This is a genomic window from Algoriphagus sp. 4150, from assembly GCF_031457395.1.
Classification (GTDB): domain Bacteria; phylum Bacteroidota; class Bacteroidia; order Cytophagales; family Cyclobacteriaceae; genus Algoriphagus.
This window is the reverse complement of record NZ_JAVDWS010000004.1, coordinates 62,082-87,767: the sequence shown is the minus strand read 5'-3', so window position 1 is coordinate 87,767 and position 25,686 is coordinate 62,082. Positions and strand designations below refer to the sequence as shown.

The 25,686-nt window shown below is 42.9% G+C and carries 15 protein-coding genes; 3 read left to right on the top strand and 12 right to left on the bottom strand.

From position 1 onward, the window contains the following. Positions 1–4: 4 nt before the first annotated feature. Genes J2X69_RS08075 through J2X69_RS08065 form a run of 3 tightly spaced genes read right to left on the bottom strand, consistent with a single transcriptional unit; the run spans position 5 to position 4,616 of the window. Complete coding sequence (locus tag J2X69_RS08075) at positions 5–1,159, bottom strand: DUF4249 domain-containing protein (protein WP_310101262.1); 1,155 nt, start codon at positions 1,157–1,159, stop codon at positions 5–7. Further along, positions 1,159–3,897: a carboxypeptidase-like regulatory domain-containing protein gene (locus J2X69_RS08070; RefSeq protein ID WP_310101258.1), complete on the bottom strand. Its 2,739-nt coding sequence runs from the start codon at positions 3,895–3,897 to the stop codon at positions 1,159–1,161. The genes J2X69_RS08075 and J2X69_RS08070 overlap by 1 nt, the downstream gene beginning before the upstream one ends. Continuing rightward, entirely contained in the window at positions 3,894–4,616 is a 723-nt protein-coding gene (locus J2X69_RS08065) for a hypothetical protein (protein WP_310101255.1), read from the bottom strand. The genes J2X69_RS08070 and J2X69_RS08065 overlap by 4 nt, the downstream gene beginning before the upstream one ends. A 110-nt stretch (positions 4,617–4,726) precedes the next feature. Between J2X69_RS08065 and J2X69_RS08060 the strand changes: the two genes are divergently transcribed. After that, positions 4,727–5,635 (top strand): sugar phosphate isomerase/epimerase, encoded by a 909-nt coding sequence (locus tag J2X69_RS08060; protein WP_310101252.1) that lies wholly within the window; start codon positions 4,727–4,729, stop codon positions 5,633–5,635. Positions 5,636–5,723: 88 nt separating this feature from the next. Here the strand turns inward: J2X69_RS08060 and J2X69_RS08055 are convergent, their stop codons facing one another. From J2X69_RS08055 to J2X69_RS08015, 9 genes are all read right to left on the bottom strand, one after another. Further along, on the bottom strand, positions 5,724–6,890 hold the full coding sequence (locus J2X69_RS08055) for a Gfo/Idh/MocA family oxidoreductase (protein ID WP_310101249.1): 1,167 nt from the start codon (positions 6,888–6,890) through the stop codon (positions 5,724–5,726). Positions 6,891–7,044: 154 nt separating this feature from the next. Beyond that, complete coding sequence (locus tag J2X69_RS08050; RefSeq protein ID WP_310101246.1) at positions 7,045–8,067, bottom strand: TIM barrel protein; 1,023 nt, start codon at positions 8,065–8,067, stop codon at positions 7,045–7,047. A 152-nt stretch (positions 8,068–8,219) separates the two neighbouring features. Continuing rightward, positions 8,220–9,431 (bottom strand): hypothetical protein, encoded by a 1,212-nt coding sequence (locus J2X69_RS08045; RefSeq protein WP_310101243.1) that lies wholly within the window; start codon positions 9,429–9,431, stop codon positions 8,220–8,222. 121 nt (positions 9,432–9,552) lie between these two features. Next, on the bottom strand, positions 9,553–10,611 hold the full coding sequence (locus J2X69_RS08040) for an aldose 1-epimerase family protein (protein WP_310101240.1): 1,059 nt from the start codon (positions 10,609–10,611) through the stop codon (positions 9,553–9,555). 533 nt (positions 10,612–11,144) lie between these two features. After that, positions 11,145–11,819, bottom strand: coding sequence for a hypothetical protein (locus J2X69_RS08035; RefSeq protein ID WP_310101238.1), 675 nt, complete (start codon positions 11,817–11,819; stop codon positions 11,145–11,147). A 314-nt stretch (positions 11,820–12,133) separates the two neighbouring features. Continuing rightward, entirely contained in the window at positions 12,134–12,937 is an 804-nt protein-coding gene (locus J2X69_RS08030; RefSeq protein WP_310101234.1) for a DUF1080 domain-containing protein, read from the bottom strand. Then, the gene (locus tag J2X69_RS08025) at positions 12,934–15,618 is read right to left on the bottom strand and encodes a c-type cytochrome (RefSeq protein WP_310101231.1); all 2,685 of its coding nucleotides are present in this window, start codon (positions 15,616–15,618) and stop codon (positions 12,934–12,936) included. Before J2X69_RS08025 ends, J2X69_RS08030 begins: the two co-directional genes overlap by 4 nt. A gap of 193 nt (positions 15,619–15,811) precedes the next feature. After that, entirely contained in the window at positions 15,812–17,320 is a 1,509-nt protein-coding gene (locus J2X69_RS08020) for a RagB/SusD family nutrient uptake outer membrane protein (RefSeq protein WP_310101228.1), read from the bottom strand. Positions 17,321–17,365: 45 nt separating this feature from the next. Next, a complete protein-coding gene (locus J2X69_RS08015) occupies positions 17,366–20,482 on the bottom strand; it encodes a TonB-dependent receptor (RefSeq protein ID WP_310101225.1) in 3,117 nt (1,038 codons plus the stop codon). Positions 20,483–20,874: 392 nt separating this feature from the next. On the opposite strand from J2X69_RS08015, the gene J2X69_RS08010 reads away from it, so the two are divergent. Together J2X69_RS08010 and J2X69_RS08005 are read left to right on the top strand one after the other, a co-directional pair. Continuing rightward, the gene (locus tag J2X69_RS08010; protein WP_310101221.1) at positions 20,875–23,973 is read left to right on the top strand and encodes a TonB-dependent receptor; all 3,099 of its coding nucleotides are present in this window, start codon (positions 20,875–20,877) and stop codon (positions 23,971–23,973) included. 18 nt (positions 23,974–23,991) lie between these two features. Beyond that, positions 23,992–25,494, top strand: coding sequence for a RagB/SusD family nutrient uptake outer membrane protein (locus tag J2X69_RS08005; protein ID WP_310101218.1), 1,503 nt, complete (start codon positions 23,992–23,994; stop codon positions 25,492–25,494). Positions 25,495–25,686: the final 192 nt, after the last annotated feature.

The following is a 25,686-nucleotide window of genomic DNA, read 5'->3' as shown; positions in this document are numbered from 1 at the left end:
CATATTAATCCTCCCAAAAAATAGGTTTCACATTTGTTCCCCTTAACGTACAATCAGTACAACGACGAACAGCTCCCTGATAGCCAATCGGTATGGGAAAGTCCTCCGGATAAATCGCAACTACAGGTACAAAATTCCCACTGGCGAATGTCGATCCATAATCTATTGGCCTTATCGTATCAGGCTCGATGAAGCAATTATTATAATCAGGCACCACAGCTCTCCATGGAGCCACTTCCCTTACGTCAATGTATAGTCGCTTTTGCTTGACAGTTCCCAAACTCACATACCCTACCACTGGTACTTCGGGGTTTTGATCATTCTTGATATTTCCGCCTATGTTAGAGGGTAACGGGCTAAAAATCGAGCCGAGATCGTCTGTATTCTTGCGGAGAATCTCCCAAAACTCAGAAGCCTTTGTATCCAAAGCCTTCTGGGAAATCAAAATACTATAACGCACCGAAAGCCGCTCATCGCCCTGTAAAATCTGGGCTATGGATTGTCTAAACACAAACTGATCTTCAAATCGGGATGAAGTTTCCAAAATCAAATCTGAGCTTACCGTCCCCCTGTAGCACAGGTCTGTTCTCTCATCAGGTTTTCTTATCACTATTTCTCCCGTCTCGGTATCATACTTATATGAAGATGGGATTTTGGGTCGGAACGCATACATTTCTTCATAGGTCCACAGAAAATCATCTGCATTTTCGTCCCCTTTCGTCGTCACATATATTTCAGCCCCCTTTTCATTTCTCTCAAATCCCACATCGATAATATCCGGAGTAAGAATCGGCTTCATCAGCTCTGATGTATAGCTTTTTCCATCATTAGTTGAAATATAAAGCCTATAATTTTCATGTTCAGGGATGTCATACGCAAATTCAAATTCCCCAGCTCCCATAGCAGTCAATGGATATTCTTCCCCTGACTCTGATCTAAGAGAAACCATAGCATCCGGATAGCCCGGTGTATAGGCATCATCCTGTTGAATATTTCTGGTATAACTCAATCTCAATGTACTTGGTAAGCCTTCAGTATCCAAATACCCCTCTACTACCAATACTGAAAGATCTGTAGGAGATATATCCGGATTGAAAGGTTCTCTACACCCGGTCGCAAGCACAGTACAGAAAATAACAAGAGCGGCTAATCTATTCATCAGAAACGGAAATTGTATGTAATAAACGGAATAGGCTGGGCAAAAATCGACAGCTGATACCCTCTCAGCTGACCTTCTACAGGTGTGTAATACACTGAATAGGGATTGCTTCTACCCAGCAGGTTGTAAACCCCAAATGACCAGGATGAGTGGGCGAGTTTCTTTACCTTATGGCTTCCCTCCAGATTAACGGATAAATCAACCCTGAAATAATCCGGGATTCTATATGCATTTCGTTCTGAGAAATAAACGCGCTCGGATCCTGCATAGTCAAACTTAGAGATAGGCAAAGTGATTGGTCTTCCCGTGCTGTAATTAACGTTTAGCGAAGTATTTACCCGCTTACTCAACTCATAATTCGCCGTGAGTACCACGTGGTGTGGTTGGTCAAAGTTGCTGGAATAGTAGTCTCCGTTGTTGATTTTCTCTATGCTTGGATCATCGGATGTCTTCATCAGAGACCGGGAATACGTATAGGCCAAAGACCCTTGCAACAATCCTGTGCTTTTCTTCAATAACACCTCCACCCCATAAGCCTTCCCGTCTGAATTCAATACGTCCTGTTCTATGTTTTCATTAAGGATAATATTTGCTCCTGAGCGATAGTCAAGCAGATTTGCCATATATCGATAATACACTTCTGTAGAAAATTCGAGTTTGTTTTTTGCAAGGTTACGATAATAACCGACTGAAGCCTGCCCTCCCGTCTGGGGACGGATGTAGGTATCGCTTAGCTTCCACGCGTCTGTTGGTGAAATAGATGAGCTATTTGTCAATAAGTGGATATTCTGCCTCATGGTATTAAATCCAGCTTTGACCGAAGACTTATTGTCCAAGATATATCTCCCCGAAACCCTAAATTCAGGGCCATGATAAGTTTTTACAATATCCCCATTTCCTACTATTTCTTCTCCGATCACATTACTGTCAGTAATAGGAGCTCCAGGCACATATTGATTTACCGTTTTGGGTCCCTGCAATTGATACAGCATGTATCTTCCTCCGTAGCTCACCGAAAACTTTTCCGAAACAATAAATTCGTCCCCGAAGTAAACTGAAATCTCCCTGGCATTTTCTTCATCCAGTTCCTTTTCTATCACAATTGATTCAGCACCATAGGGCCTATTTCTTCCCGGGTTTAACGTGTACTGAATTCCCTGAGCCCCAAAAGTCATGATGTGCTTCTCGTTCATCCTGTATTCGAAATCCGCCTTTAGAAATAGTTGGTGAACATCAAAGCTGAAATTAAAGGAGTTTAAAGGATTATCCTGCCCTATAATGTCGAATTGGTAACTATCGCTCCCCACTGAAAATCTACCTTCCAGCTGATCATTGAAGAAATGCTTCCAGCCCAAGGCAAGGTTTACATTTCGGTAAGAATAGGTAGTATCCGCATCAAACCGAAAATCATCCTGACTTAAATAAGCTGTTAACTCTAATGTATTCTTTTCGTTGATGTTATGCCGGATATTCGCATTGACATCATAGAAAGTAATTCTACTGTCATTCAAATCTGCCTCATCATTCAGCAGGTCCAACGCCCAATTAGAATAGGTTGTCCTCCCTCCCAGCATAAAGGTTGTTTTGTCACCAATCGGCCCATCAAGACTCAGCCTACTTGTAAGAATCCCCAAACCTCCCGAACCACTAATTTTTTCAGATCCCCCAAATTTCGGATCCACCTGCAGCACTGAAGACAGTCTTCCTCCATAATTCACCGGAATAGAACCTTTGTAAAGTTCTACTCCATTTACAATGTCTGCATTGAACGCGGAGAAAAACCCGAATGCATGAGTCGGGTTGAAAATCGTGGAATTTCCATACAGGATCAAATTCTGATCTGCGGCACCGCCACGTACATTAAACCCAGAAGTAGCCTCTCCAACGGTATTCACTCCAGGCATAATCAAGATCCCCTTCAGCACATCCACCTCACCCAATACTGCAGGAAGTCTCTTCACTTCGGCAATACTGATAGACTGAACGCCCATATCTAGTTTATTGACATTTGATAAGGCTCCTGAGCTCACCACTACTTCATCCAGCGAGACGATTGTCTCTTCAATACTCATATTGAGAATTCCATCCCCTTTCAGGTCAATCTGGCGCTGCTCTTGATAGCCTCCTATATTCTGTACCCAAATGGTGTGTCTTCCCTTCGGGAGAGTCAACTGATATTTTCCATTCGCATCAGTGGCTGTTTGGTTATATTCGGTTTTTTCCAACACTATTGCCCCGTTCATCGGTTTGCCAGACTCTATGCTACTCACCACACCGCTCAAAATTGCTGTTTTAGACTGAGGATTATCTGCTGATCTCCCAATTACAAAGCGTTTGTTCTTATCGTACGCACCTAGTGAATCACCTGCATTTGCCAGATTATCCTGTCTCTCCTGGACCACAAAATAATCCTTTGGAAAATCAACTTGTATTCGTTGGCCTTTGCTCACCCAAATCCGCTTGGAAGCGTCTATGGAATAGATCAAGCCTGTTCCCTCAAAGACCTCATTCAATATCAACTTGAGATCCGAATTAGTGGCTTGAAGATTGACTTGAATATTTTCTACATCCTTTTTCTTATAATAAAACTTATAATCCGTTTCGGATTCTATTCTTTCTGCAAATCTCTCAAATGACATTCCCAGATACATACCCGACAGCTTTGTTGTAGTAGTTGTCTGGGCATTTATTTCTGCGAAAAAGCAAACAATTAAAATCAGTAGTAGGACTCTTCTCATTTGACAAAACCATTAAAAGTATCTGCCACGCTTTCCCTCAAGGAAACCAGCTCTAAAATATATTTTTCTTTGTCCATAGAGAAATAAAGAGACTTTCCCTTCACATGCTTTCTCACCTCTCTTTTACTCAATCCCAAGCTCTTAATTGCCTGATTCTTTTTTCTTACAAGTACAAATTCGTCGGAGTGCCAATAGAAGTAATCGGATTTTCCCACAAATCTATGTGTATATTTCCCTACCTCCCTCGTCGGCTCAGTATACTTGTAATGCTTCATAAGGACTTTTATCTCACCGTCTTGAAGCACTTTATAAAATCCATTCCTGTTGGGCACATAGGATTTATTACCGGGAAATTTTCTAAATATGCTTCCGTCGATGAGTTGAAACTCTTCAATTTTCTCAGGCTTGATTAGAATCTTCTGACGGTAGATCGGGTGGAACGTAATCACTAAATCGGCATGTGCATCATATAGCAGAGGTACATCTGTGTAGCGTATTTTATTAATAGATAGCGTTCCTTCTCCGAATTTCCTATCCAAATGATATGGATCTCCTTCATAATTCAAAGGAGGCTCTTTGTATTGACCACCTGTGATTAATTCTTGAAAATACGGCAGCTGCTCCTTATATAAAGTCAAATAGGATTGCGATTGAGCAAAAGCATTGGCAGTTACTATAAAAAACAGAAGAAAAGGTGTGAAAAAGTATATTTTTAGCATATGTTCGATACTATACTAGATCAGATTATACTCTCTTTTATATGGAATAATTTGAACGGCAAATATAGTATTTAAATGGCTTACCCCTCAAGTTATCAATTAAACCTAAGATGAACAGAAGAAATCTACTTAAATCTATTGCCCTTGGAGCCACCGCTCTTCCGCTGGCACCTGTGCTTGCTTCCACTACGAAAAAAAAGGAAGCAACGATACAATTCTCTCTTAATACTAGCACATTACGTGGTCAAAAACTCAGCCTACCCCAAATTATTGAGATTGCAGCCCAAGCCGGTTATGATGGGATTGAACTTTGGATCGCTGAATTGGAAACCTACCTCAGTACCGGCAAATCTTTGGCATCTCTTAAAAAACTGCTAGATGATGCAAAAATAATCCCCATAAATGCCATTGGTTTTGCGCCCTGGATGGCACAGGATGAGACCAAAAGCAAAGCGGGCTTTGAGCAAATGGAAAAAGAGATGAATATGCTGGCTGAGATCGGCTGTAAAAGAATAGCTGCGCCCGCTATCGGCGCAACAGACCCCATAGATTTACTGGCGGCGGGGGAACAGTATGCGAAGCTTCTGACGCTCGGAAGGAAAACCGGCGTTATGCCGCAATTGGAATTTTGGGGGTCTTTTGCCCCATTCCATCACATCGGCCAAACGCTGGCTACTGCAACAGCTGCAAACGATGCAGATGCACGGATTCTTCCGGATATCTTTCACCTGTTTAGAGGCGGTTCAGGATTTGAAGGACTCAAATTGATCAATGGAAATGCCATCGAGGTTTTTCACCTGAATGATTTTACCGATGCAAAACCCAGACTTGAGCAAAAAGACAGTGACAGAATATACCCGGGAGACGGCATAGCGCCATTGAAGGAAGTAGCGGCAATGCTCAAAGCTATGGGCGGAACAAAATTTATGTCTCTGGAGCTTTTCAACGAAAACTACTGGGCTCAGGATGCACAGGAAGTAGCCAATACGGGATTGAAGAAAATGAAGCAATTTTTCTAAGTCGCTCAAATTAAACAGCTGAAAACAAGAATAGCTGCTTCATAAGGCAGCTATTCTTTATTAATTGATTTTTAGTTAGACTAGAGAGTTACACCTTCTCTACCCAATCCACGCCTGTATCTTTCCAAGCCCGTTCGTTAGCTGAGTCGATTACAGCTTCACAAACTTTCTGCGTCTCAAAAGCATCTCTGAAAGTAGGATGACAAGCCTCTCCTGTCTCCAAACTATGGAAGAAATCAGCTACTTGGTGAACGAAAGAATGCTCATAGCCGATGGAAGTACCCGGAATCCACCATCTACCCATATACGGATGATCTCCATCTGTCACGTGAATAGATCTCCAACCACGAACCTGACCTTCATCATTGTGATCGAAATACTCCAAACGGGTCAAATCATGTAGATCCCAGCGAATGGAAGCATGCTCTCCATTGATCTCAAAGGTATAAAGTGCTTTGTGACCTCTCGCGTAGCGGGTAGCCTCAAACAAGCCCAAAGAACCGTTGTCAAAGTGACAATGAAACACACAGGCATCGTCGATAGTTACTTTTTTCTTTTCACCTGTACCTTGGTGAACTCGCTCTTTGATAAACGTCTCCGTCATGGCCGAGACATCTTTGATGCCACCGTTCAGCCACATGGCTGTATCTATACAATGCGCCAGCAAATCTCCCGTCACACCCGAACCTGCGGCATCTGCATCCAGTCTCCACAGTGCATCACCTCCTTGAGGCAAGTCGGGACTAATCGTCCAATCCTGAAGGAAATTTGCACGGTAATGAAAAATCTTGCCCAGCTTCCCCGAAGCCACAATCTGCTTTGCCAAGGTCACAGCAGGCACTCTTCTGTAGTTATACCAAACAGTGTTTTTCACGCCTGCTTTTTCCACTGCTTTCACCATGCCTTCAGCTTCAGCGACAGTTCTTGCCAAAGGCTTTTCGCATAAAATCATTTTACCCGCTTCAGCTGCAGCTATCGCAATTTCTGAATGGGTATCATTTGGAGTACAGATATCCACTGCATCAATGTCGTCTCTCTTTAGGAGTTCTCTCCAGTCGGTCTCCACTGATTTATACCCCCACTGATCCGCAAAAGCCTGAGCTTTATCGGCTCTTCTGGAACAGCATGCCTGCAAAACCGGCACATATTCATACTCCGGAAAAAAGTCAGGTACTCTTTTATAACCATTGGTATGGATTCGGCCCATTAGTCCTGTACCGATGAGACCTATTCTTATATGTTTTTTTTCTTTCATTTTACTTTGATTTTGAATCCCTATAGTTATCGGGAGAAGAGTTGAAAATTTAAATTTTCGTCATTGCGATCCGCCACAGGCGGAGAAGCAATCTTAATTAAATTAGAGACTGCTTCGCTTCGTTCCTTCGCTCGCAGTGACGTGAAAACCACTATTACCACCCATGCGCATTTCTCACCTTGACCAACGCAGCAAGGATATCATTCCAGGTTTGTTGGTTGTTCATGACATCATTGGGGAACATGCATCCATCCCAACAGATGTGTTTGAAAGCTTTGGTCAACCCGCCTTTTTCATCCCGGAGCCAGTAGCCTGCGTCATGCGCGATATCCAACACTCCGTTGGGATCAGTAGCTTGGCAATGTCTCCCTGTCTTATCATGAGACCCGGAACCGAAGACAGAACCGTCATTCTGAGCCACATGAAAATCAATCGTCCAAGGGCGAAGTGCATCGGTTACTATTTTCAATGCAGCTTTGACCGCCTCACGATCTTTCAAATCTGCGTCTTTTGGGAGAATTCTATGCTCAGGAGCATTGTATCCCATGGTATAAAGGAACGTATGGGACATATCCGCCTGAAACCCGATATTAGGTCTGTCCACCATCTCCAGAAGCTCAACCATATGCTTCCAACTGTGCATAGCGCCCCAGCAGATTTCTCCTTCGGTCGCTAATTTTTCTCCATATCCAGCTGCCACATCACATGCTTCACGAAACGTGTCGGCAATAATTTTGGTGTTTCCCGCCGGATCTTTTGCCCAATCTTCAACTCCTGCAGCTGAATCTATTCTGACTACTCCATAGTGGCGAACACCCAAGTCATTTAACTGCTTACCAAATTCGCATGCTTTACGAACCATTTCAACAAAAGTCTTCCGCTGATCGTCGGACCCCATGGCTGAACCCGCCCAAATCGGAGCGACTAAGGAACCTGCAACAAGGTTATGTTTTTGAAGTTTTTCGGCTAGAATTTTGGTTTCATCCGGATCGTTGAGCGTGAAATGGGGTTCAAGCAAACCCAGATCTAGTCCGTCGAATTTGACCCCATCCACTTCAGCAGCTGCTGTCATCGCCAGAAGTGAGTCAAATGGAATTACAGGCTCAGAATCCGCTCCTTTGCCCACTATTCCCGGCCAAGTGGCATTATGTAGTTTTGGATAGTTATTAGAACTCATGGTAATATGGGTTAATAGTTATTAAAGTGTGAAGGAGGAAGACCGAAGACAGATGCTCAAACCCATATACTTCGGTATTCATCATTCAGCATTGGATATTCTTAATTACTTCTTTTGTCTTGATGCTTGTGTCTTTTGTCTAGCATCTAAAATTACTCCCACACCTTCAGATCCGGATTATCCGGTCCAAAGTGTTTTAGCATGACGATAGGATCCGTTTTAGAATGATTGGTGATTTTCACCCCTGCTTGCGCAGCTTTTTCACTGACAAAGTACTCATCATGGGTCAATTGACCGAATCGAATAAGAGCGGGAGTTTCTATATCCCAATTATTCATTTTGCCATACCCCTGCATCATAATCATTCCGTAGGCGGCAGCGTCTTTGATCGTCACTGTCTGACCTGGATAGACTGTCAATTCCTTCGCACTGTAATCATGGGATCTATAGCAGATCCAGCTGTCATGATATCCCGCCGCATGCATTTCTTCTTCATTTTGCACGGGAATCGGCTCCATAAAACGGGTTTCCAAGAGATTAGGATTGACATTCAGTTCCCAGTCAATCATTTCGACCAACAGATCGTAATCCCCCACCCTATCTTTTGGGGTAGCATTCCATAGCAGTTCATCCGGAATAATTGCTTCATTTACCAGAGATTGATACATCGCAAAAATATCTGATGCTTTCTGCGGCTCATAAGTACACAGGGAACCGGGAGCATGAAGCATTCCGGGAGGAACATCCCAACCCGTCCCAGGCTGAAGCTTAAATGCCTGTGAATAATTCGTGATTTTATTATCTCCTTTATTGAAATTCATCAGGCATTCTTTGATCTGCTCCTTGGTCGTTCCCGGGGCGATTCCGAAGAACGTATAAGGAAAATCTCCCCCGTGATTATTCAATTGCGGCGGATAATAATATGCCTCAGGCTTGCCATTTTGACCCGTCAGTTTCCCATACTCATCGCTCGGGTGAATGTGGTGCGGAAGCGGCCCCATATTATCAAAAAACTTGGAATACATCGGCCAAGCCTTGTATTTGTCCCATAGACGGCCTCCGATGATTTCTCCACCTAGCTCACTGATCGCATCTTTCAAAAGAAAAAGCTCTGTCTTGCCCCCATCTTCATAGGCGACATGGCTTAGTCCTTCATTTTTGCTTGTGAGCGGGCCATTTTCGGCAGGTGTAGTAGAGGAAAACCAGCGTTCATCTATGCCTCCACGATTACCGCCCAGACAATAATAATCATCCGGATGAAGTTTGATTCTTCTTCCGGGCACACAGAACGATCGCGGTACCCAAGTTGGTGTTAATCTTAAAATTCCTTCTCCCTGTTCTAGGGCTTTTTTTGCTAAACTCATGGGTTTATTGATTATTTGAGATTTGAGATTTCTAGTTTGAGATTGAATCGGAAAATTGGAAGATTGAAAAATTCGAAAATTATTTCAGCTCCTTTATCGTCGCAATTCATCGTTCTTAAATTTACATTTTAAATTCCTTGACCACATTCCCTGTGAGAACTTCCAGTTTGATTTCATAAGTCCTGCTTTCTCCCGGCTCCAATAAAATCAAAGTTCCGTTTTCACGTGTAGCAGCTTGGCCTATCGGTGGATTGGTAGCTGGTTCGAGGGCAGTGACATATTCATTTTTGCCCCAGTGTTGCCAGTTGATCAGCCATGGCATCTGTTTCTTGGAAAATGAAATGCTCAATCCAAGCCCTAATTCATCATTCATATAACCGCAGGTGACCTGATCATTCTTATCTGGTTTTGGGTCTATGAAAGCCACATCTTCTCCAAAGCCCGAATGCTCATCCAAGGGTCCCGCACATTTTGTGAATTTATGTTCTTTGTTGAACGATGAAAGTGATGCATCTGCTTCCTTGGGCTTTATTTCACCTTTCCACACGATCCTCGTTCCTTCGTCGATTAGTGGCCAACCGCAATTGATATGATAGAGCACCATATTCGGTGCAGGGGAATTCCCCCGGTTGCTCACCTCATCTTTGATGTGGATTGCAGCATTTCCTATAGTGCCTGAGATAGTTCTTTTCAGTTCCAGACTTGGACCAAATGTCGTCGTCTCACGGATTATCCCGACAATTTCATAAGCCAGATTTCCCGAATAAATATCCGGTTGTTTGATAGAAAGCAATTCCGCAGGCGTATTACTATAATTCCCGTGCAAGCCGCGACTTCCGGTTTCATCCTCATTGGGTGGACCCATCGAAGAAATCCCGCAGGTAGTCAACAGTCCTCCTCCGAATGTTCTCAACCAATCTATTCCCTGATTGGAAAAAGGCTGAGCAGACACATGGCCAGCGTTGCTAATCCAGGACAGGCTATGCTCATTATAGAATGCGTCCAAAATGTCCATTCCCCGATCCAAAACCACTTTAAATCGAAGACCCGTGCCTGTATTAATCCACGCGATTCGGGTTCCTCGACCCGCTCCATTATCTAGGACGGAAGTTTCTATTCCTCCAAGCTGGCGGAAATTGGACAATTTATCTTTCCAATTGGATGGATCTGAGATATTCATTCTGTGATTTGTGACTGATCTGTAATCTATTAAAAACGCCTTCTGAGACTGTCCTGCCCTATATGGGTTGAGTATAAAAGCTCGGGAATAAGATATAAAATCCGGGTGTCGGAACTTTGCCGCTGATCAAAAATCTTTTTTTTGGAGGGGTTAAAAAATATCGATAGTTGGTTCAAGCCTGCCTCCCGTCCGGCACAGGCCTTATGACATGGACCTGCATTAGTGCAGTTCAGACTCCCAAAGTTTTGTTTTCCACCACAAAAAGCCATAAAGTCAGCAAAGAAACCACGCACAGGTTGGAGTCAGCACACCCTTGACCATTGAGTTTGGGAATTGAAAATTGATCATTTTTCGACCACATAGACAAACATAGCGATGAGGGATTGGGCTTTGTTTCTTTATGGTGAGAATTAGTTTACCGGAAGGGGACATTACCGGTGTGTATTGGGAACAAATCTATCTCTTCGGCAAAACCATAGCACCTATGATTCTATGCGGTTAAAAAAACACTGCCACTGGAGTCTAACCAAAAACTACTCTTCCCCAGCCTCTTGGAAAACGGTTACTTCAGCGTCAAATTCTGCCTCTAAGAACTCATCCCTAGCCATCCAATATTCTGAAGTAGTCAATTTATACTGATCATCCCCTGTTTTGGTCAATTCCCAAATAATAGAATCGGCTTCATGAAAAGGAACTTTGGACTCAAGATGATCTGTAAATAGACGCTTAATTATATTGCTATCATTCAATGTATGCTGAAATGCTTTTAGCACAATTTCTTTTGTGATTTCCTCGGTTCCTTTGTCGGTGCCAAGCATCTGAAACTCCACAACGGTAGCCTTAGCATTGGGAAATTTCCCGTTGTAGGAATGGTAAAGCAGTTGATTGATATTGAATAGCTGATGGTGAAGATGTATCTCAGGATATTCCTCGGAAATTTTATCCAAAAGCATATCATGTGAAATCTGCTCGATCTGCCCTTCATTTAATTCTTCAGAGAGTTTATACGTCAGCAAAATCGCTGCTGCTTCTGCAGGCTCGAAATCGGTGATTGCCAGACTTAGCAATTCGTTGAGTTCTTCAGGCTTTGATTTGGATGCATCGGGAAACCCAAAACGATCTAACAATTGGATTAAATCCTGATTAGACCAGGCTTCTGCCAATTGTTCCACTGTATTTACACTATTGATTAGGATATGATAATTCATTGGTGATTTTGATTTATGATTACTGTGGTAAATAGAAACTCTATTCTGCGACTTTAATAGTTGTCCCCCCACTCAAAAAACGACAAGCTATCTACTTAACCTGCCCAAATGCAAAAAAGGTTCATGTCTGACAACCTGAACCTATGATGTTGCCATCTCAGAATGCCCCAGTTTGGTTCTCCTGATCTGCCTGCAGGCAGGTCTGAAGAACCTTGGACTAAAATCGAAAAATTGGTTTAAGTCTCCCGGTTTAAATTGAGGCAAAAAAAATGGCCCAAGTTTTTCAACTTGGGCCATTTCCGTTATTTTATTTCCTACTGCTTCAGCATCACATCCTTAAACTGGACTTTCATAGGTGGTCCCACATGCACCTGCACACCCAAATAACCTGACTCCATTCTATTTTTGGGATCTTCATCATGCACTTCGCTCATCAATTGACCATTTACATAATGCTGAAGTACATTCCCCTTCGCAATGATATGGATACTGTTCCATTCCCCAGCTTTGACCATAGCACCCAGCTCAGCCCGATCACCGATTTCCTGCTCTACACTGAGACCTTTCCACGCATTCCGCTCTACGTATTCCCTCATTTCCACGCCATCAGGTTGCGGCGAAATCTTAGTTTTTTGACCTCTGTAGGCTAGTGTGGTGCGCTTTCTCTCCTCGTAGTTTTGACCGGTATAGCTATTCTTTCCGTCGATATCGGCTTGGTATCCTTTCAGGGCAAATGGCACATCTTCCACCCTCTCACTCCTATAGTTAATCCCGGAATTTCCGGCTTCGGAAATCTTAAATTCAGCTTTAAGCTCGAAATCTCCAGGCTGACCACCTTGCCAAATCAGAAAAGTATTAGCTTTCAAAAGTGTCTCAGGAGTGATTTCGCCTGTGATCGCCCCGTCCTTCACGGACCAATAAACAGGATCTCCTTCCCAACCTTCAAGAGTCTCTCCATCAAAAATTGATTCGAAATCAGCCTCTGATGAACTTATCGGTTCTAGTGAAGACACTTTACTATCCGAAGGTTGCTGGCAATTCACAAAGCCGATTACCATCATTGCTCCTACACCAAGCGCTTCGATTCTCAGCCATTTTGATTTTAATAGATTTTTCATTCTTCTGCTTGAGCTTTAGTTTGATACACTTCATGATTTGCTTTGCCTCCTGAAATCAGGTAAGCCATCAAATCTTTCAATTCTTCTTCGTTGAGTCTGTTGATCAGTCCCGGCATCATGATGGAAATCTTCGAGTCCTTGACAGTAGACACCATGCTTTTTTCCACTTTCCGTAAAACATCAGGAGAGAAAGGATTCTGGGAAACTGAATAGCTGGATTTATCTTCGTCCACTATTCTTCCCATGACAGAACTGCCGTCTTTCAGCTCCAGAACACTTGCTACGTACTGCTCGGAAATTTCATCGCTGGGATTTATGGTAGCTTCCAATATATCCTTTGGAGAGAATCGGGTTCCCAATTGTGTCAAATCCGGGCCAATGATCCCGCCCTCTCCACCGAGCGTATGACAAGATAGGCACTGCGAGGCCGCAAACATCGCTTTGCCTTTGGCCAAATCTCTGCCACTTAAATCTCTCATCAGTGAATCAGCTTCTTCCACAGTCCATCTTCTTCCCGGCCCCTCCGGCTGGATGTCTGAATTCACCAAATCATTTCCATTACCTGTAAGCAAGGCTGCTCCCGAGAGCTCGTTGTATTTATCAAAATCATTTTTCGGAACATGTGACAACGCCATTTTTCTAGCTCTGTCGATAAAACCTACATAACTACGACCTCCCTTGTATTTGAAAGCATTTTGAATCCAAGTGAAATATTTCTCATACAACTCAGGGCTCCAGCCTGCTTCAGCTCCGCCGAGAACTGTAGCAAGGTACGTCTGCTGGGCAGGTGGTACATTAGCCAGCATATTTGCTATATCCAATCCATACTGAGGATTTCTCATGATGAGATCAGAAGAAGAAGTAAATGTCTTCTGATAGTCAGGATCATCTTTGGCCTTTTCCAGCAAAGCCAATGATTTTTCTACTGCATTTGGAGCATCCAGATACACAAGCAACACTGCCAATGCACGATCAAGATTATTACTGTTTGCCGGGAAATTAGCATCCAAATAAGCTACCAGATCAGATTTAAGAGATCCTGAGGGCTCTCCTTGTCTAGCCAATATCAGCTCAAATGCTCTCAATAAGTCTTGCTTGCCCTTCTCATCCAAAGAACCGTAGTCAATTCCCATCAAAGCCTGAATCATAGGTGCTCCTGCGCCTTTATCTGAGTGGCGCGACAATGCGATCATTGCCTGTGTCAACGTCACAGGATCCTTTTCTGCCAAAGCTTTTGCTTTCCAGGAACCGACAGGCTGATGCTCCACGGCTATTCTAGCTGCATATTGTACAAACCTGTCGCTGTTTTTAAGATTCTCCCAGGCTAAGTCAAGTCCCGAGGCTGGCGCTCCTTCTACATGCAGAGCCTCCAGCTGTCTTCTCAATTTTGCTTCAGCAGGCAGATCAGCCATTTGAAGCGGTTTCTTATCGGATTCTTTTACATCACCATCATAGTATACCCGATAAAGATCTGACTCCAATCTTCTGCCACCGGTCATAAAGTACATAGCGCCGTCAGGACCTATCACACCGTCCGTCAGTGGAAGCGGAGAACCGGAAATAAATTCTTCAGCCTTGGCTTCATAAGTCCCTCCTTTTGGAGTCAATGTCATGGAATAAATAATCCCAAAACTCCAGTCAAAGGCAAAAAGAGATGTTCTGTACTTCTCCGGGAATTTTGCCTCTGTTCCGAACATCACATTTGTAGGTGAACCCTGTCCGATATTCAAAATTGCAGGCAAATTATCAGGGTAATTAGGTGACCATTTTTGATTACCCGTTCTCCATCCGTACTCACTTCCCGAAGTCACATGACAGATTCTCGTAGGTCTATACCAAGGCATACCAAAATCCCACTCCATATCCGAATCGTAAGTAAACAAATCGCCCACTTCATTGAAGGCGATATCAAAAGGATTTCTGTATCCAGCAGAGATCAACTCCCAATGTTTTCCCTCAGGGTCTATATTTGCCACCCATCCTCCCGGAGCCATTCTGTCATTTGCATGTCCTCTGGGATCTTTGATCTCAGGAAAAAGATTGTCTTCCTGCCATACATTCGGGAGTCGGTAAGCATCCATTTCAGGGACATCTGTATGATTTCCAGCCACTATGTAAAGTGACTGTCCATCGGGAGAAAGTTTCATGCTGTGCGGCCCATGCTCCCCGGGCTGTCCCGTAAACCCTTTGATCTTTGTAACAGTTTCATATTGATCATCCCCATCCAAATCCTGAATTCTATATAAGCCGGTACTCTCTGCAAACTCCTCGTTACCATGATGATTCACCATTACATAGAGACTATTGAATGCGTACAATAAGCCCTGTGCATATCCCATCCCCACCTGTGGTTCTGCCACATTCCCCACAATGAGTTTTTCTACCTTGGGTGTTACAGAATCTGCACCTATTTCAGGTATCTCCAACCTATATAAAAACCCGTATTGATCCGCCGTGATCAGGCGGTTTTTGTCATCAAAGGTCATAGCAACCCAGGATCCTTCATCCTTTTCTCCGGGACTCAAAAGATGCTCCGCCACAAAACCATCGGGTAGCGTAAGCTTATCGAGTTTTGGATTACCGGTTAATTCGCGTTTCTTTTTTTCCGGAGTACAGGAAACTGATATGAGTACAGCCGCGGAGAAAAGAAATATATTTCTTATTGAATTTTTGAGGTGCATAGGGTTAATGTTAATGGAAAGCAATAGTTCAAATTTTAAATTGGGGATTAATTCTGCTATAATAAAACCACTCATGAAATATTATGGGCTTATTATATTATTTTTCAATAATGCATCTATGAGAATTACAACTAAACAACCCGACATCACATGTTCATTATACAGTGATGTCGGGTCTTTTAATTTTGTTTAGTTAGAAATAAGGACTAAGGTCAGACTCTGCCGCCGGCAATGCATAGAACTTATTAAGGTTCGTGAATACATGTGGACGTGGTTTGGAATCCCGGTTTGGCGGATAATAATAATCCAACGGATTTGCAACTATACGCTGACCATAAGGAACAATAATCTCCTGAATACGGTCTGTTCGCTGAATATCAAACCAACGCTTATTTTCGAACGCCAGCTCTACTCTTCTTTCTCTGAAAATCGCCTCTCTCAGGTCAGTTCCACTACTATTTACAGGCCCAAGACCTGCGCGGTCTCTCACTTGATTCAGGTAATTACGCGCTTCTCCGTCTTTCCCTTGTTCATTGAGTACTTCTGCCATGAAAAGTAATACTTCTGAATAGCGATAGATAGGGAAGTTCGTGCCCGTATTATTATGCTGGGAATGCTTTTTGGCATATTTCTTTATGTAAGGATAGACCTTGTCTTCTCTAAAGCTACTGGATAAAAATACATATCCTATGGAAGCATCCTCTCTTAGGTCACCTTCCTCATAAGCCGCTATAATATCCGGAGTAGGGATATTATTTCCTTCTCCATCCAGCTGCTGGGGATTGCTAGTCCCTGTGATTTCTACTAATTCCTCCGCTAAAAGAGGTCGTGGTAACATCTGATAAATAAAATTACCATTAAGACCATCCGCTCCTTCCAAAAACTGTACTTCAAATACCGATTCTGCATTGTTTTTATTGGAAGCATTATCAGAAAAAGCCATCCCATAACTGGGAATTAAACTATACTCTCCACCGGTAACTACAGGCTTCAATACATTCTCAGCATCAGCCCATTGCTCTAAATTGATGTAAACATTTGCAAGTAATGTCCGCGCTGCTCCTTGGGTGACCCGCCCTAGCTCCTGCTGCGATTTCAATGGCAACAACGGTACTGCAGCTTCTAAATCAGCAATAATCTGAGCATATACCTCAGCTTCATCTGATAATGGCAGTGCAGCTTCTTCCCGTGTGTTCACCGGTGTAAGGTGCAGAGGAACACTCCCAAAGTAGCGTACTAACTCAAAATAAGCATAAGCTCTAAGGAAAAGTGTCTGCCCTTTGAGATTGTCTTTGGCGTCCTGGTCAAATTCCACCTCATCTATTAACGCCAAAATCTGATTGGTTCTGGCTATGATCAAATAATCCAATCTCCACTGCTGAAGAATATTGTCATTTGCGGTAACGCCGTTTGTTTCCACCACAGAGAAATCCGCCAAATCTTCCTGAGGATCCACTGCCCCGAAGTTTACATTTCGCCCATAATAGGTGTTGTCTGAGTGCATTTCCGCCAGTCTATATGCTCTGTCATTTACAATAGTCCTTAAAGGCGCATAAGCCGCGTTGACTGCTTGTTCGAAGTCCGTCTCTGTTTTAAAGAAAATACCCGAGCTAAGCTGGGTCTCTGGGATCACTGTGAGAAAATCCTCACAACCGCTTAGCCCCAAAGTAGCTACTAATAATACAATGATATATTTTTTCATTTTTTAATTCAGTTTATGTGAATACGTAGTTCAAGGCTAGCAAAATCAGAAATTGATATTTGCCCCGAATGTGATTGTGCGGGGAACCGGATAAGCTGACAGGTCTACACCGGGACTCAAGTTACCCCCGTCCCCGTCGCCATTGTCCTGCATACTTACTTCAGGGTTGGACCCTCCCCAATACTTGGTAAACACCCACATATTCTGTCCGGAAGCATACAGTCTAAGCGACTTAATAGACTTTGGCAATTTGGTAAAAGTGTAACCCAGTGTGATATTCCTGATGGTAAAGTAAGAAGCATCCCAGACGAAGTTGCTGTTATTCCAGTCACGTTCCACTCCTGTCACATTACCTCCACCTATAGCTGTACCGAATATCCCATCTCCCGGATCCTCCGGAGATTTGAATCGATTAGACACCTTCGCCACCATATTGAATACTCCATCCAAATTCGCCGTAGAGTACAAATGTCTCATATATAACTGGTTGCCTTGGGAACCTGAAGCAGTGATACTTGCATCCCAGTTTTTCCAATTGAAATTATTGATTATCCCGTAGGTGAAGTCCGGGAATGGATTGCCGATAATTGTGCGGTCATCATTGTCACCACCATAAGTGATCACGCCATCACCATTCACATCTTCCAGTTTGATACTTCCCACAGTGGATCTTCCGGGGATGATAGGAGAGCTTGCCAGATCTTCTTCATTCATGTAGTTGCCCAACTTCTTCATCCCGTAAAATTGACCAAATGGCTGCCCAACTTGGGTGATGTGATAGGTACCATAAACGCGGTCAATTCCCTCTGCCAGTTCCAAAACCTTATTGCGGTTAATCGAAAGATTGAGATTAGTAGTCCATCTGAATGCACCGGTGGTATTAATCGAATTCACTGAAAATTCATGCCCCCAAAAGTGGATTTCACCGATGTTATCATTGAAATTGGTAAAACCTGATTCTTGTGGAACCTGAACTGCATAAAGCAGATTAGTGGTGTTTTTCGTATAGTAGTCATAGGTAAACAACAATCGATCATCCCATAATCCAACTTCAAAACCCACATCCAACTGTGCGGTAGTTTCCCAACCCAGATTGTTATTGTTTAAGGTAGTAATTGTAGAACCTGGAGCTATATTTTCGCCAAATACAGAATTCACGGTATTCCCATTTAGACTATTGTTTACCAGCGCATAGGAGGTATAGTTCCCGATATTATTGTTACCTGTCACTCCATAGCTTGCTCTCAATTTAGCAAATGAGATAGTTGAGTTGGTATTAAGAAAACCTTCGTCCGAAAGCACCCACCCCACTGAAGTGGACGGGAAGACACCCCAGCGATTATCCATCCCAAAGCGGGAAGACCCATCACCTCTTACGGAGGCTGTAAAAAGATACCTGCCTTTGAAATTATAAGTCAATCTCGAAAACAAGGAGGTCAAAGACCATTCTTCCACGCCGGTATTGGTTCCGTTACGATTTATATTCAAAGCCCCTTGAATCGTAGGAAGTCTATCATCCGCGTAGGTATCAGCCTGTATACGTGTGCGATCCATTCTAAATTTTTGATTGGAGAATCCCCCCAAGAGCTGAAAATTATGATCTCTTATACTCTTGGTATAGGTAGCGATATTCTCATTCAACCAAGAAAGATTTTCTCGGTTCTCTCTGATGGAAACAGCTACTGTAGGTATAGAAACATTTATATTTGCAGTTGCAGTAGATGGGTTGAACCACAAATACTTAGAATTGCTGATTTCAGCATTAAATGTAGATTTCAGAGAAAGCCCCTCGATTGGTTTCCATTCTACATAAGTATTAGCCAACACATTCATCTGCTTAGTTTCATTGGTGATCTCCTGTGCTGATCTGACCCAGTTAGGATAGGCATAGATATTACCTGTGCTGGCGGGAAGTTGGTTAAAGGAAGTCAGCTCACCGTCTTCGCCGTAGATCGGCATGATCGGCCAGGTGTGAAGTGCATTGAATAGAATGCCCGTCCCTCTAGTACCATCTGTACGTGGAGTATTGTCTATCACATAGTTTGGAGCGACATTTACACCGATAGCCACTTTGTCAGATAATTGATAATCTGTATTCATCCGAAGTGAAAACCTTCTGTAATCAGAACCTACCACTACACCTTCCTGATCAAAAACCCCTGCTACAATCGCAGTATTAACTTTCTCCTTATTAGAGGTGATAGTCAGATTGTATGAAGATATCGATGCACTTCGCAGCATTGCATCGTACCAGTCGTTGGTATTGCCTCTATACTGGGCAGGATTCTGGAAAATATCCGGCACCTCTTGACCGGTAGCTTCAGCATTTTCCTTTTTGAATATTGCGAAAGCTTCTGCATCCATCATTTCCAAGCGCCCTCTCTCAGGCACATTCTGTAATCCTGTAAAAACGTTTAAATTAACGTTGGTCTGTCCCTCTTTGCCTTTTTTGGTAGTGATCAATACTACTCCATTGGCAGCTCGCGAACCATAGAGCGAGGTAGAGGCAGCATCCTTTAAGACGGTTATTTCCTGAATCTCGTCCGGATTGATTGAGTTGATATCACCTGTAATAGGAAATCCATCCACTACATATAGAGGAGAACTACCACCGGATACTGAAAGTTGGCCACGGATCCGGACATTCATTCCCTGACCGGGTTTACCTGTCGTTTGGTTGATCTGCACTCCCGCCATACGCCCTTGCAGCTTTTGGGCTACTGACGAAACAGGCAGGTCTTTCAGCTCCTCCTGGCTTACCGACTGAACTGCCCCTGTCACTTCCCGTTTCACCTGACTGCCGTACCCCACCACCACTACCTCGGAGAGGTCTGAAGTTGAATATCCTAGTGTTATCTGGAGAGGAGTGGAAGCTGAGCTCACCACCACTTCACTAGTAGTGAATCCAATAAAGCTCACCACCAGTGTCTGTCCTACCGCAGCTTGAATAGTAAATCCGCCGTCAATATCCGTAACTGTTCCGTTCTGTGTGCCTTTAATTGAAACTAAAGCCCCTGGGATGGGCTCATTGTCTCCTTCGGATACTACAGTGCCTGTCACCGTGACAGACTGCGAAAATGCTGATGACACAGACACGAGAAATAAGGCTAGCAAAAATCCTATAAATCGGATCCTTGCATTCTTTTGATAATAATTTAGCATAGAAATGGGTTTAATGTAATTGAACAAAATCTCACACAATAAACCAACTCAAAACACAAATCCTGTCCTGCACCGTCCTGAAATACACCCTCTTATATAATTTTATATAAAATAAAATTAAACAGGATACCGCAGGACAGCTGTACGGAATAAATTATTTATCAAATAGTAAAAACGCTCATTATCACACTGTACGAAACACATTATTTTCATCAGAAAAAACGTCAAACAAGCCACCTAAATCGATAAAAATACAATAAAAAATCAATTATAATTCAAAAAATATAAACTGATAACAATATACTTATATTAACAGTCATTAAATCAGGATTCAGCAGGACAGAAGACATTTAGCATAAAATGATATTGTAAGATCAATAAACCTCACTATAATGCTAAAACACACTATCTACTTAAGAGAAACCCTTAAGGCAGGGCTTCTTTTGATCCTGTTTTCCCTTTCCGGATTTGGCTACAGTCAAACGGCACCGCTAAAAGGAAAAGTAACAGAGCAAGGCTCGCATCAACCAATTCCTGGAGCACTTGTCGTGGTAAAAGGTTCACAACGAGGCACAGTTACCGAAAGCGACGGAACCTTCAGTATTGACGCCAATTCATCCGAAACACTGGTGATCAGTTTCATTGGCTACACTACGAAAGAAATCTTGATCGAAAACGTATCGGAGACAATGAATATTTCACTGACGGTAGATGAAGCTGAACTGGATGAAGTAATAGTCATCGGATACGGAACCCAAAAGAAGTCAGATCTGACAGGATCTGTAGGTTCTGTAGGTGAAAAGGAGCTTAGAGACAGACCATCTGCATCCCTGAGCCAGAATCTCTCAGGAAGAGTACAGGGTGTGAATGTCTCCGTCAATTCAGGACGGCCCGGCGGACGTGCAAACATCCGAATACGAGGCAATACCTCTGTAAGCATTGCAAATGATCCGCTCTATGTCATTGATGGAGTAATCTTGCACTCGGCAGGACTGGCAAACGGGAGTACACCGATTGATTATATCAACCCTAACGACATCGCTTCGATAGAAGTGTTGAAGGATGCTTCAGCAACAGCAATTTATGGGGCACGGGGAGCAAACGGGGTAATCTTAGTGAGTACTAAGCGAGGAAGCAAAACAGGAGGAACAATTACATATGACGGAGACTTTAGCATAGGAGTGCTTCCTAAAAAGATTCCTCTTTTGAATTCCGCAGAGTTTTTGGCAACAGAAGATTTGGCATACCAAAATGCCCAAAAATATGACCCAACAGGATGGGCAAATGGAATTTACAGAGACCCTAAGTTAAAAAGGACAGACCCTAACCTTTTTGATGCCAATGGAAACCCGCTTTACGATACTGACTGGCAAGATGAATCTTTTCAAAAAGCCTTCACCCAAAACCACCAGCTTAGCTTAACCGGGGGAAATCAAGACGATAGTTACGGGGCATATCTGGGTTACAGAAATGAAGATGGCTTGATGAAAGAGTCTTGGATGAAAAGATTTTCAGGGAGGTTTGTCTTTGACAGTAAGCTGAAGAACTGGGTAACAGTAGGAGGTGGATTAAGTTACAATGACCAAAAAGAAAGCCAGGTAGACCCACTGGGAAATGGAGGAATTATAGCCATGCGTCAAGTATTGGAAGCACTGCCGATCATTCCGGTAAGATATCCTGACGGAAACTGGGCTGGAAATGCAGATTATCCGGGAATGGAAGGTGGAAACAATCCGCTTCAAGTGGCAAAAGAGCGGGTTTACCTAGTAAATACCCAGACGGTATTGGGGAATATTTATGCTAACTTTTTTCTGGCAAAAGGACTTGAACTACGATCCAATATCTCTGCTAATATTGTGAATCAACGGATTGACTACTATGGAGGCAGAGAACTGAACTATATCGCTAGAAATCAGGGTGGAGACGCTTCTATTTTTAATGACAGACTTAACTCCTGGCAGTTTGAGAATTACCTTACCTATGTCAAAACCTTTAATGAAAATCATGCTTTCAATGGAATGGTCGGTATTTCTTGGCAGCATGTCGACAGATTTAATTCCACAGCCAGAGCACAGAATTTTCAGGATGATTATTTCATGTTCAACAATCTGGGAGCCGGTGCAAATGCCATCCAGCCTCAATCCGGCAATATAGCATATGGGCTTAATTCTTACTTCTCCCGTTTGAATTACACCTTGAAAGACAAGTATTTATTTACGTTCACAGGTAGGGTGGATGGCTCCTCCAAATTTGGAGAATCCAACCAATATGCTTTTTTCCCATCTGCGGCATTTGCATGGAGAGCATCGGACGAAAATTTCCTGATGAACAGCTCAGTGATTTCCAATCTGAAATTCAGATCCAGCTTGGGAGTGACGGGAAATTCAGAAATTACAGCTTATCAGGCGCTTGCCGGCATGGGCAATTATTCGGTAATATTCAATGACCAGCGGGAAATTGGAATTGGCATCAGCAGATTAGCCAATCCGGATCTACGCTGGGAGAAAACAACTCAACTTGATATTGGAGCGGAATTAGGATTGTTCCAAAACCGCGTAATGTTTGAGGTCGATTTGTATAGAAAAGTCACTGATGATATGCTACTAAGCGCTCCTGTACCATCCAGTAGCGGCTATACAGTAGTAAGTCAGAATATAGGAAGCATGATAAACAAAGGGGTTGAAATTGGTCTGAGCACTGTCAATTTTGAAAAAGCAAATTTCTCCTGGAGTACGAATTTCAACTTTTCATACAACAAAAATGAAGTATTGGAATTAGCCGGTGGCTCGGATATTTTCCTAGGCTCTACCATCGTCAGAAAAGGCGAATCTGTGGGATCCTTCTTTGGCTTCATCCATGAGGGCACTTGGAATATCAGCGAAGAATCTACCGCAGCACAATACAACAAACGCCCCGGGGACATTAAGTACAGGGATGTGAATGGAGATGGTATCATCAATGATGCCGACAGGGTAGTTATAGGCAAAGGCATACCGGATGGCTTTGGGACATTTGCCAACACGTTTACTTATAAAAATTTCGAATTGTTGGTGGACTTACAGTACACATATGGCAATGACGTAATATTTAGAAGCAAGCATTCTGCCGAGGATAGGACAGGTATTGCCAACAGTTTCAAAACTGTGCTGAACGCTTGGACTCCGGAGAATCAGGAAACAAACATCGCCCAAATCCGACCTCTGACTGCCGGATACAACACAAACGATGATTCTGACCGTGTACAGGACGGTTCATTTATCAGAGGAAGGAACCTAATGCTTTCCTACAACTTCCTACCTCAGACTTTGGAGAGAATGAATCTGGCAAGAATGAGAGCCTATTTATCTGTACAGAATTTCTTTCTCTCTACTAAATACGACGGTTATGACCCTGAAGTATCCACCTCAGGGGCTGCATTTGATCAGGGAGTGGATCTCTACGCCTACCCTAAGCCTAGAGTGTTTATGCTTGGTGTAAGTATCACATTGTAAATTTTAATTAGCAGAATTATGAAACGTATAGAACTATATATAAAAAAAATATCCCTAGCTGCTTTATTGATCTCAGCGGCCGGCTGTGCTGATTTTCTGGACGAAAGTGACAAATCAAACTTCACTCTGGACAATTATTTCACCAAACCCGAGCATGCAAAAAGTGTGGTAAATTCTATCTATGAAGGTTTACAACCCGTTATGTCCAGTGGATTTGGCGGAGGCCCATGGATGATGGTAGAATTTGCCACCGGTCTTGCTGACACGGAGTTAGGGCAAGCCCAGAATAGTCTTTTCGTGAAAGACCTTGTAAACAATTCCGACAATGGATATGGCCAAACCATCTGGACCAGCTATTACAAAGGCATTGCCAACGCAAATATTGCAATTGCCAAGATCCCGGGAATAACAATGGATGAAGCCGAGAAGCAAAAATTAATCGGCGAGGCGAAATACCTGAGAGCCTACTACTATTTTAATTTAGTGAGAATTTTTGGCAATATCCCATTGACTTTAGAGCCCATTGACCTGACTTCTGAGGATCTATTTGCTCCTCCGGCAAATCCGGAAGATGTCTACAATCAAATCGTATTGGATCTACAGGATGCTGAAGACTCAGGCCTTCCTATGAGAGATACAAGCGGACGTGCCTCTCTAGGGGCTGTAAAATCACTATTGTCATCTGTCTATCTGACAATGGCGGGCTACCCACTTCAGAAAGGTGCAGAATATTACTCACTGGCAGCAGCCAAATCAAAAGAAGTAATTGACTCAGGTGTATTCTCCTTGTTTACATCCTATGATGATCTACATGATCCATCGATGAAAAACCTAGGCGAAAACATCTTTATGGCTCAGTTTGCAGCGTATATTCTGCCTTCTAGCTGGCAGGTATCCATTATTCCTTACAACAGGGGTATATCAAATTACAGCTCCGAAACCGGGGGTATTTTTGCCCAGGAAGAATTTGTGAAATCTTACGAAAACGGTGACAAAAGAGCTGCTGAAAAAGAATTTTATTATACCAGCTATACTCTCAGGGACGATAGATCCCAAACACTGGAACTTGGCGATTATTACATCTACAAGCATTTTGATGAGGTAGCTCAAACAAATACCACCAGTAGCGGCATGAATTGGCCTATATTGAGATTTGCTGAGGTACTTTTGATTTTTGCGGAAGCCTCCAATGAAGCTAACGGTCCCAATAGTGAGGCTTATACTGCCGTCAATAAAATCAGAGCGAGGGCTGAATTAGCTCCTTTAAACGGTCTCTCCAAAGACGATTTCCGGGAAGCGATTTGGAGAGAAAAATTCCATGAGTTGTCTTATGAGAATAAAACATGGTTTGACATGGTCAGAATCAGAAAAGGATTTAATGCCAAAACATTGGAATTTGAGGAATATGTAGGTCATCAATTTGTATACGGTCCTACGCTTAAAGAACGCGAATTGCTTTTCCCTATCCCTACTGCTGAGATTAGAAACAACAAGAATCTGATTCAGAATCCAGGGTATTAAGGATAATAAAAATCATTCCATTAAATGGATTGAATAGGATTATTAAAGTTGCTTTTTGACATTTTTAATAATCAGGGTAAAAGAAGGTTTTGCCATCCGGGCAAAACCTTCTTAACTAGTTGAGTAGCTATTTGGATGTAAAAAAACAATTATGAATTGGGGCTTCCGCATGCCGATGAGGGAGGCGGAAAT

Coding starts and splice junctions, on each gene's coding strand:
- J2X69_RS08075 (WP_310101262.1), bottom strand. CDS start 1,159: ATGAATAGATTAGCCGCTCTTGTTATTTTCTGTACTGTGCTTGCGACC.
- J2X69_RS08070 (WP_310101258.1), bottom strand. CDS start 3,897: ATGAGAAGAGTCCTACTACTGATTTTAATTGTTTGCTTTTTCGCAGAA.
- J2X69_RS08065 (WP_310101255.1), bottom strand. CDS start 4,616: ATGCTAAAAATATACTTTTTCACACCTTTTCTTCTGTTTTTTATAGTA.
- J2X69_RS08060 (WP_310101252.1), top strand. CDS start 4,727: ATGAACAGAAGAAATCTACTTAAATCTATTGCCCTTGGAGCCACCGCT.
- J2X69_RS08055 (WP_310101249.1), bottom strand. CDS start 6,890: ATGAAAGAAAAAAAACATATAAGAATAGGTCTCATCGGTACAGGACTA.
- J2X69_RS08050 (WP_310101246.1), bottom strand. CDS start 8,067: ATGAGTTCTAATAACTATCCAAAACTACATAATGCCACTTGGCCGGGA.
- J2X69_RS08045 (WP_310101243.1), bottom strand. CDS start 9,431: ATGAGTTTAGCAAAAAAAGCCCTAGAACAGGGAGAAGGAATTTTAAGA.
- J2X69_RS08040 (WP_310101240.1), bottom strand. CDS start 10,611: ATGAATATCTCAGATCCATCCAATTGGAAAGATAAATTGTCCAATTTC.
- J2X69_RS08035 (WP_310101238.1), bottom strand. CDS start 11,819: ATGAATTATCATATCCTAATCAATAGTGTAAATACAGTGGAACAATTG.
- J2X69_RS08030 (WP_310101234.1), bottom strand. CDS start 12,937: ATGAAAAATCTATTAAAATCAAAATGGCTGAGAATCGAAGCGCTTGGT.
- J2X69_RS08025 (WP_310101231.1), bottom strand. CDS start 15,618: ATGCACCTCAAAAATTCAATAAGAAATATATTTCTTTTCTCCGCGGCT.
- J2X69_RS08020 (WP_310101228.1), bottom strand. CDS start 17,320: ATGAAAAAATATATCATTGTATTATTAGTAGCTACTTTGGGGCTAAGC.
- J2X69_RS08015 (WP_310101225.1), bottom strand. CDS start 20,482: ATGCTAAATTATTATCAAAAGAATGCAAGGATCCGATTTATAGGATTT.
- J2X69_RS08010 (WP_310101221.1), top strand. CDS start 20,875: ATGCTAAAACACACTATCTACTTAAGAGAAACCCTTAAGGCAGGGCTT.
- J2X69_RS08005 (WP_310101218.1), top strand. CDS start 23,992: ATGAAACGTATAGAACTATATATAAAAAAAATATCCCTAGCTGCTTTA.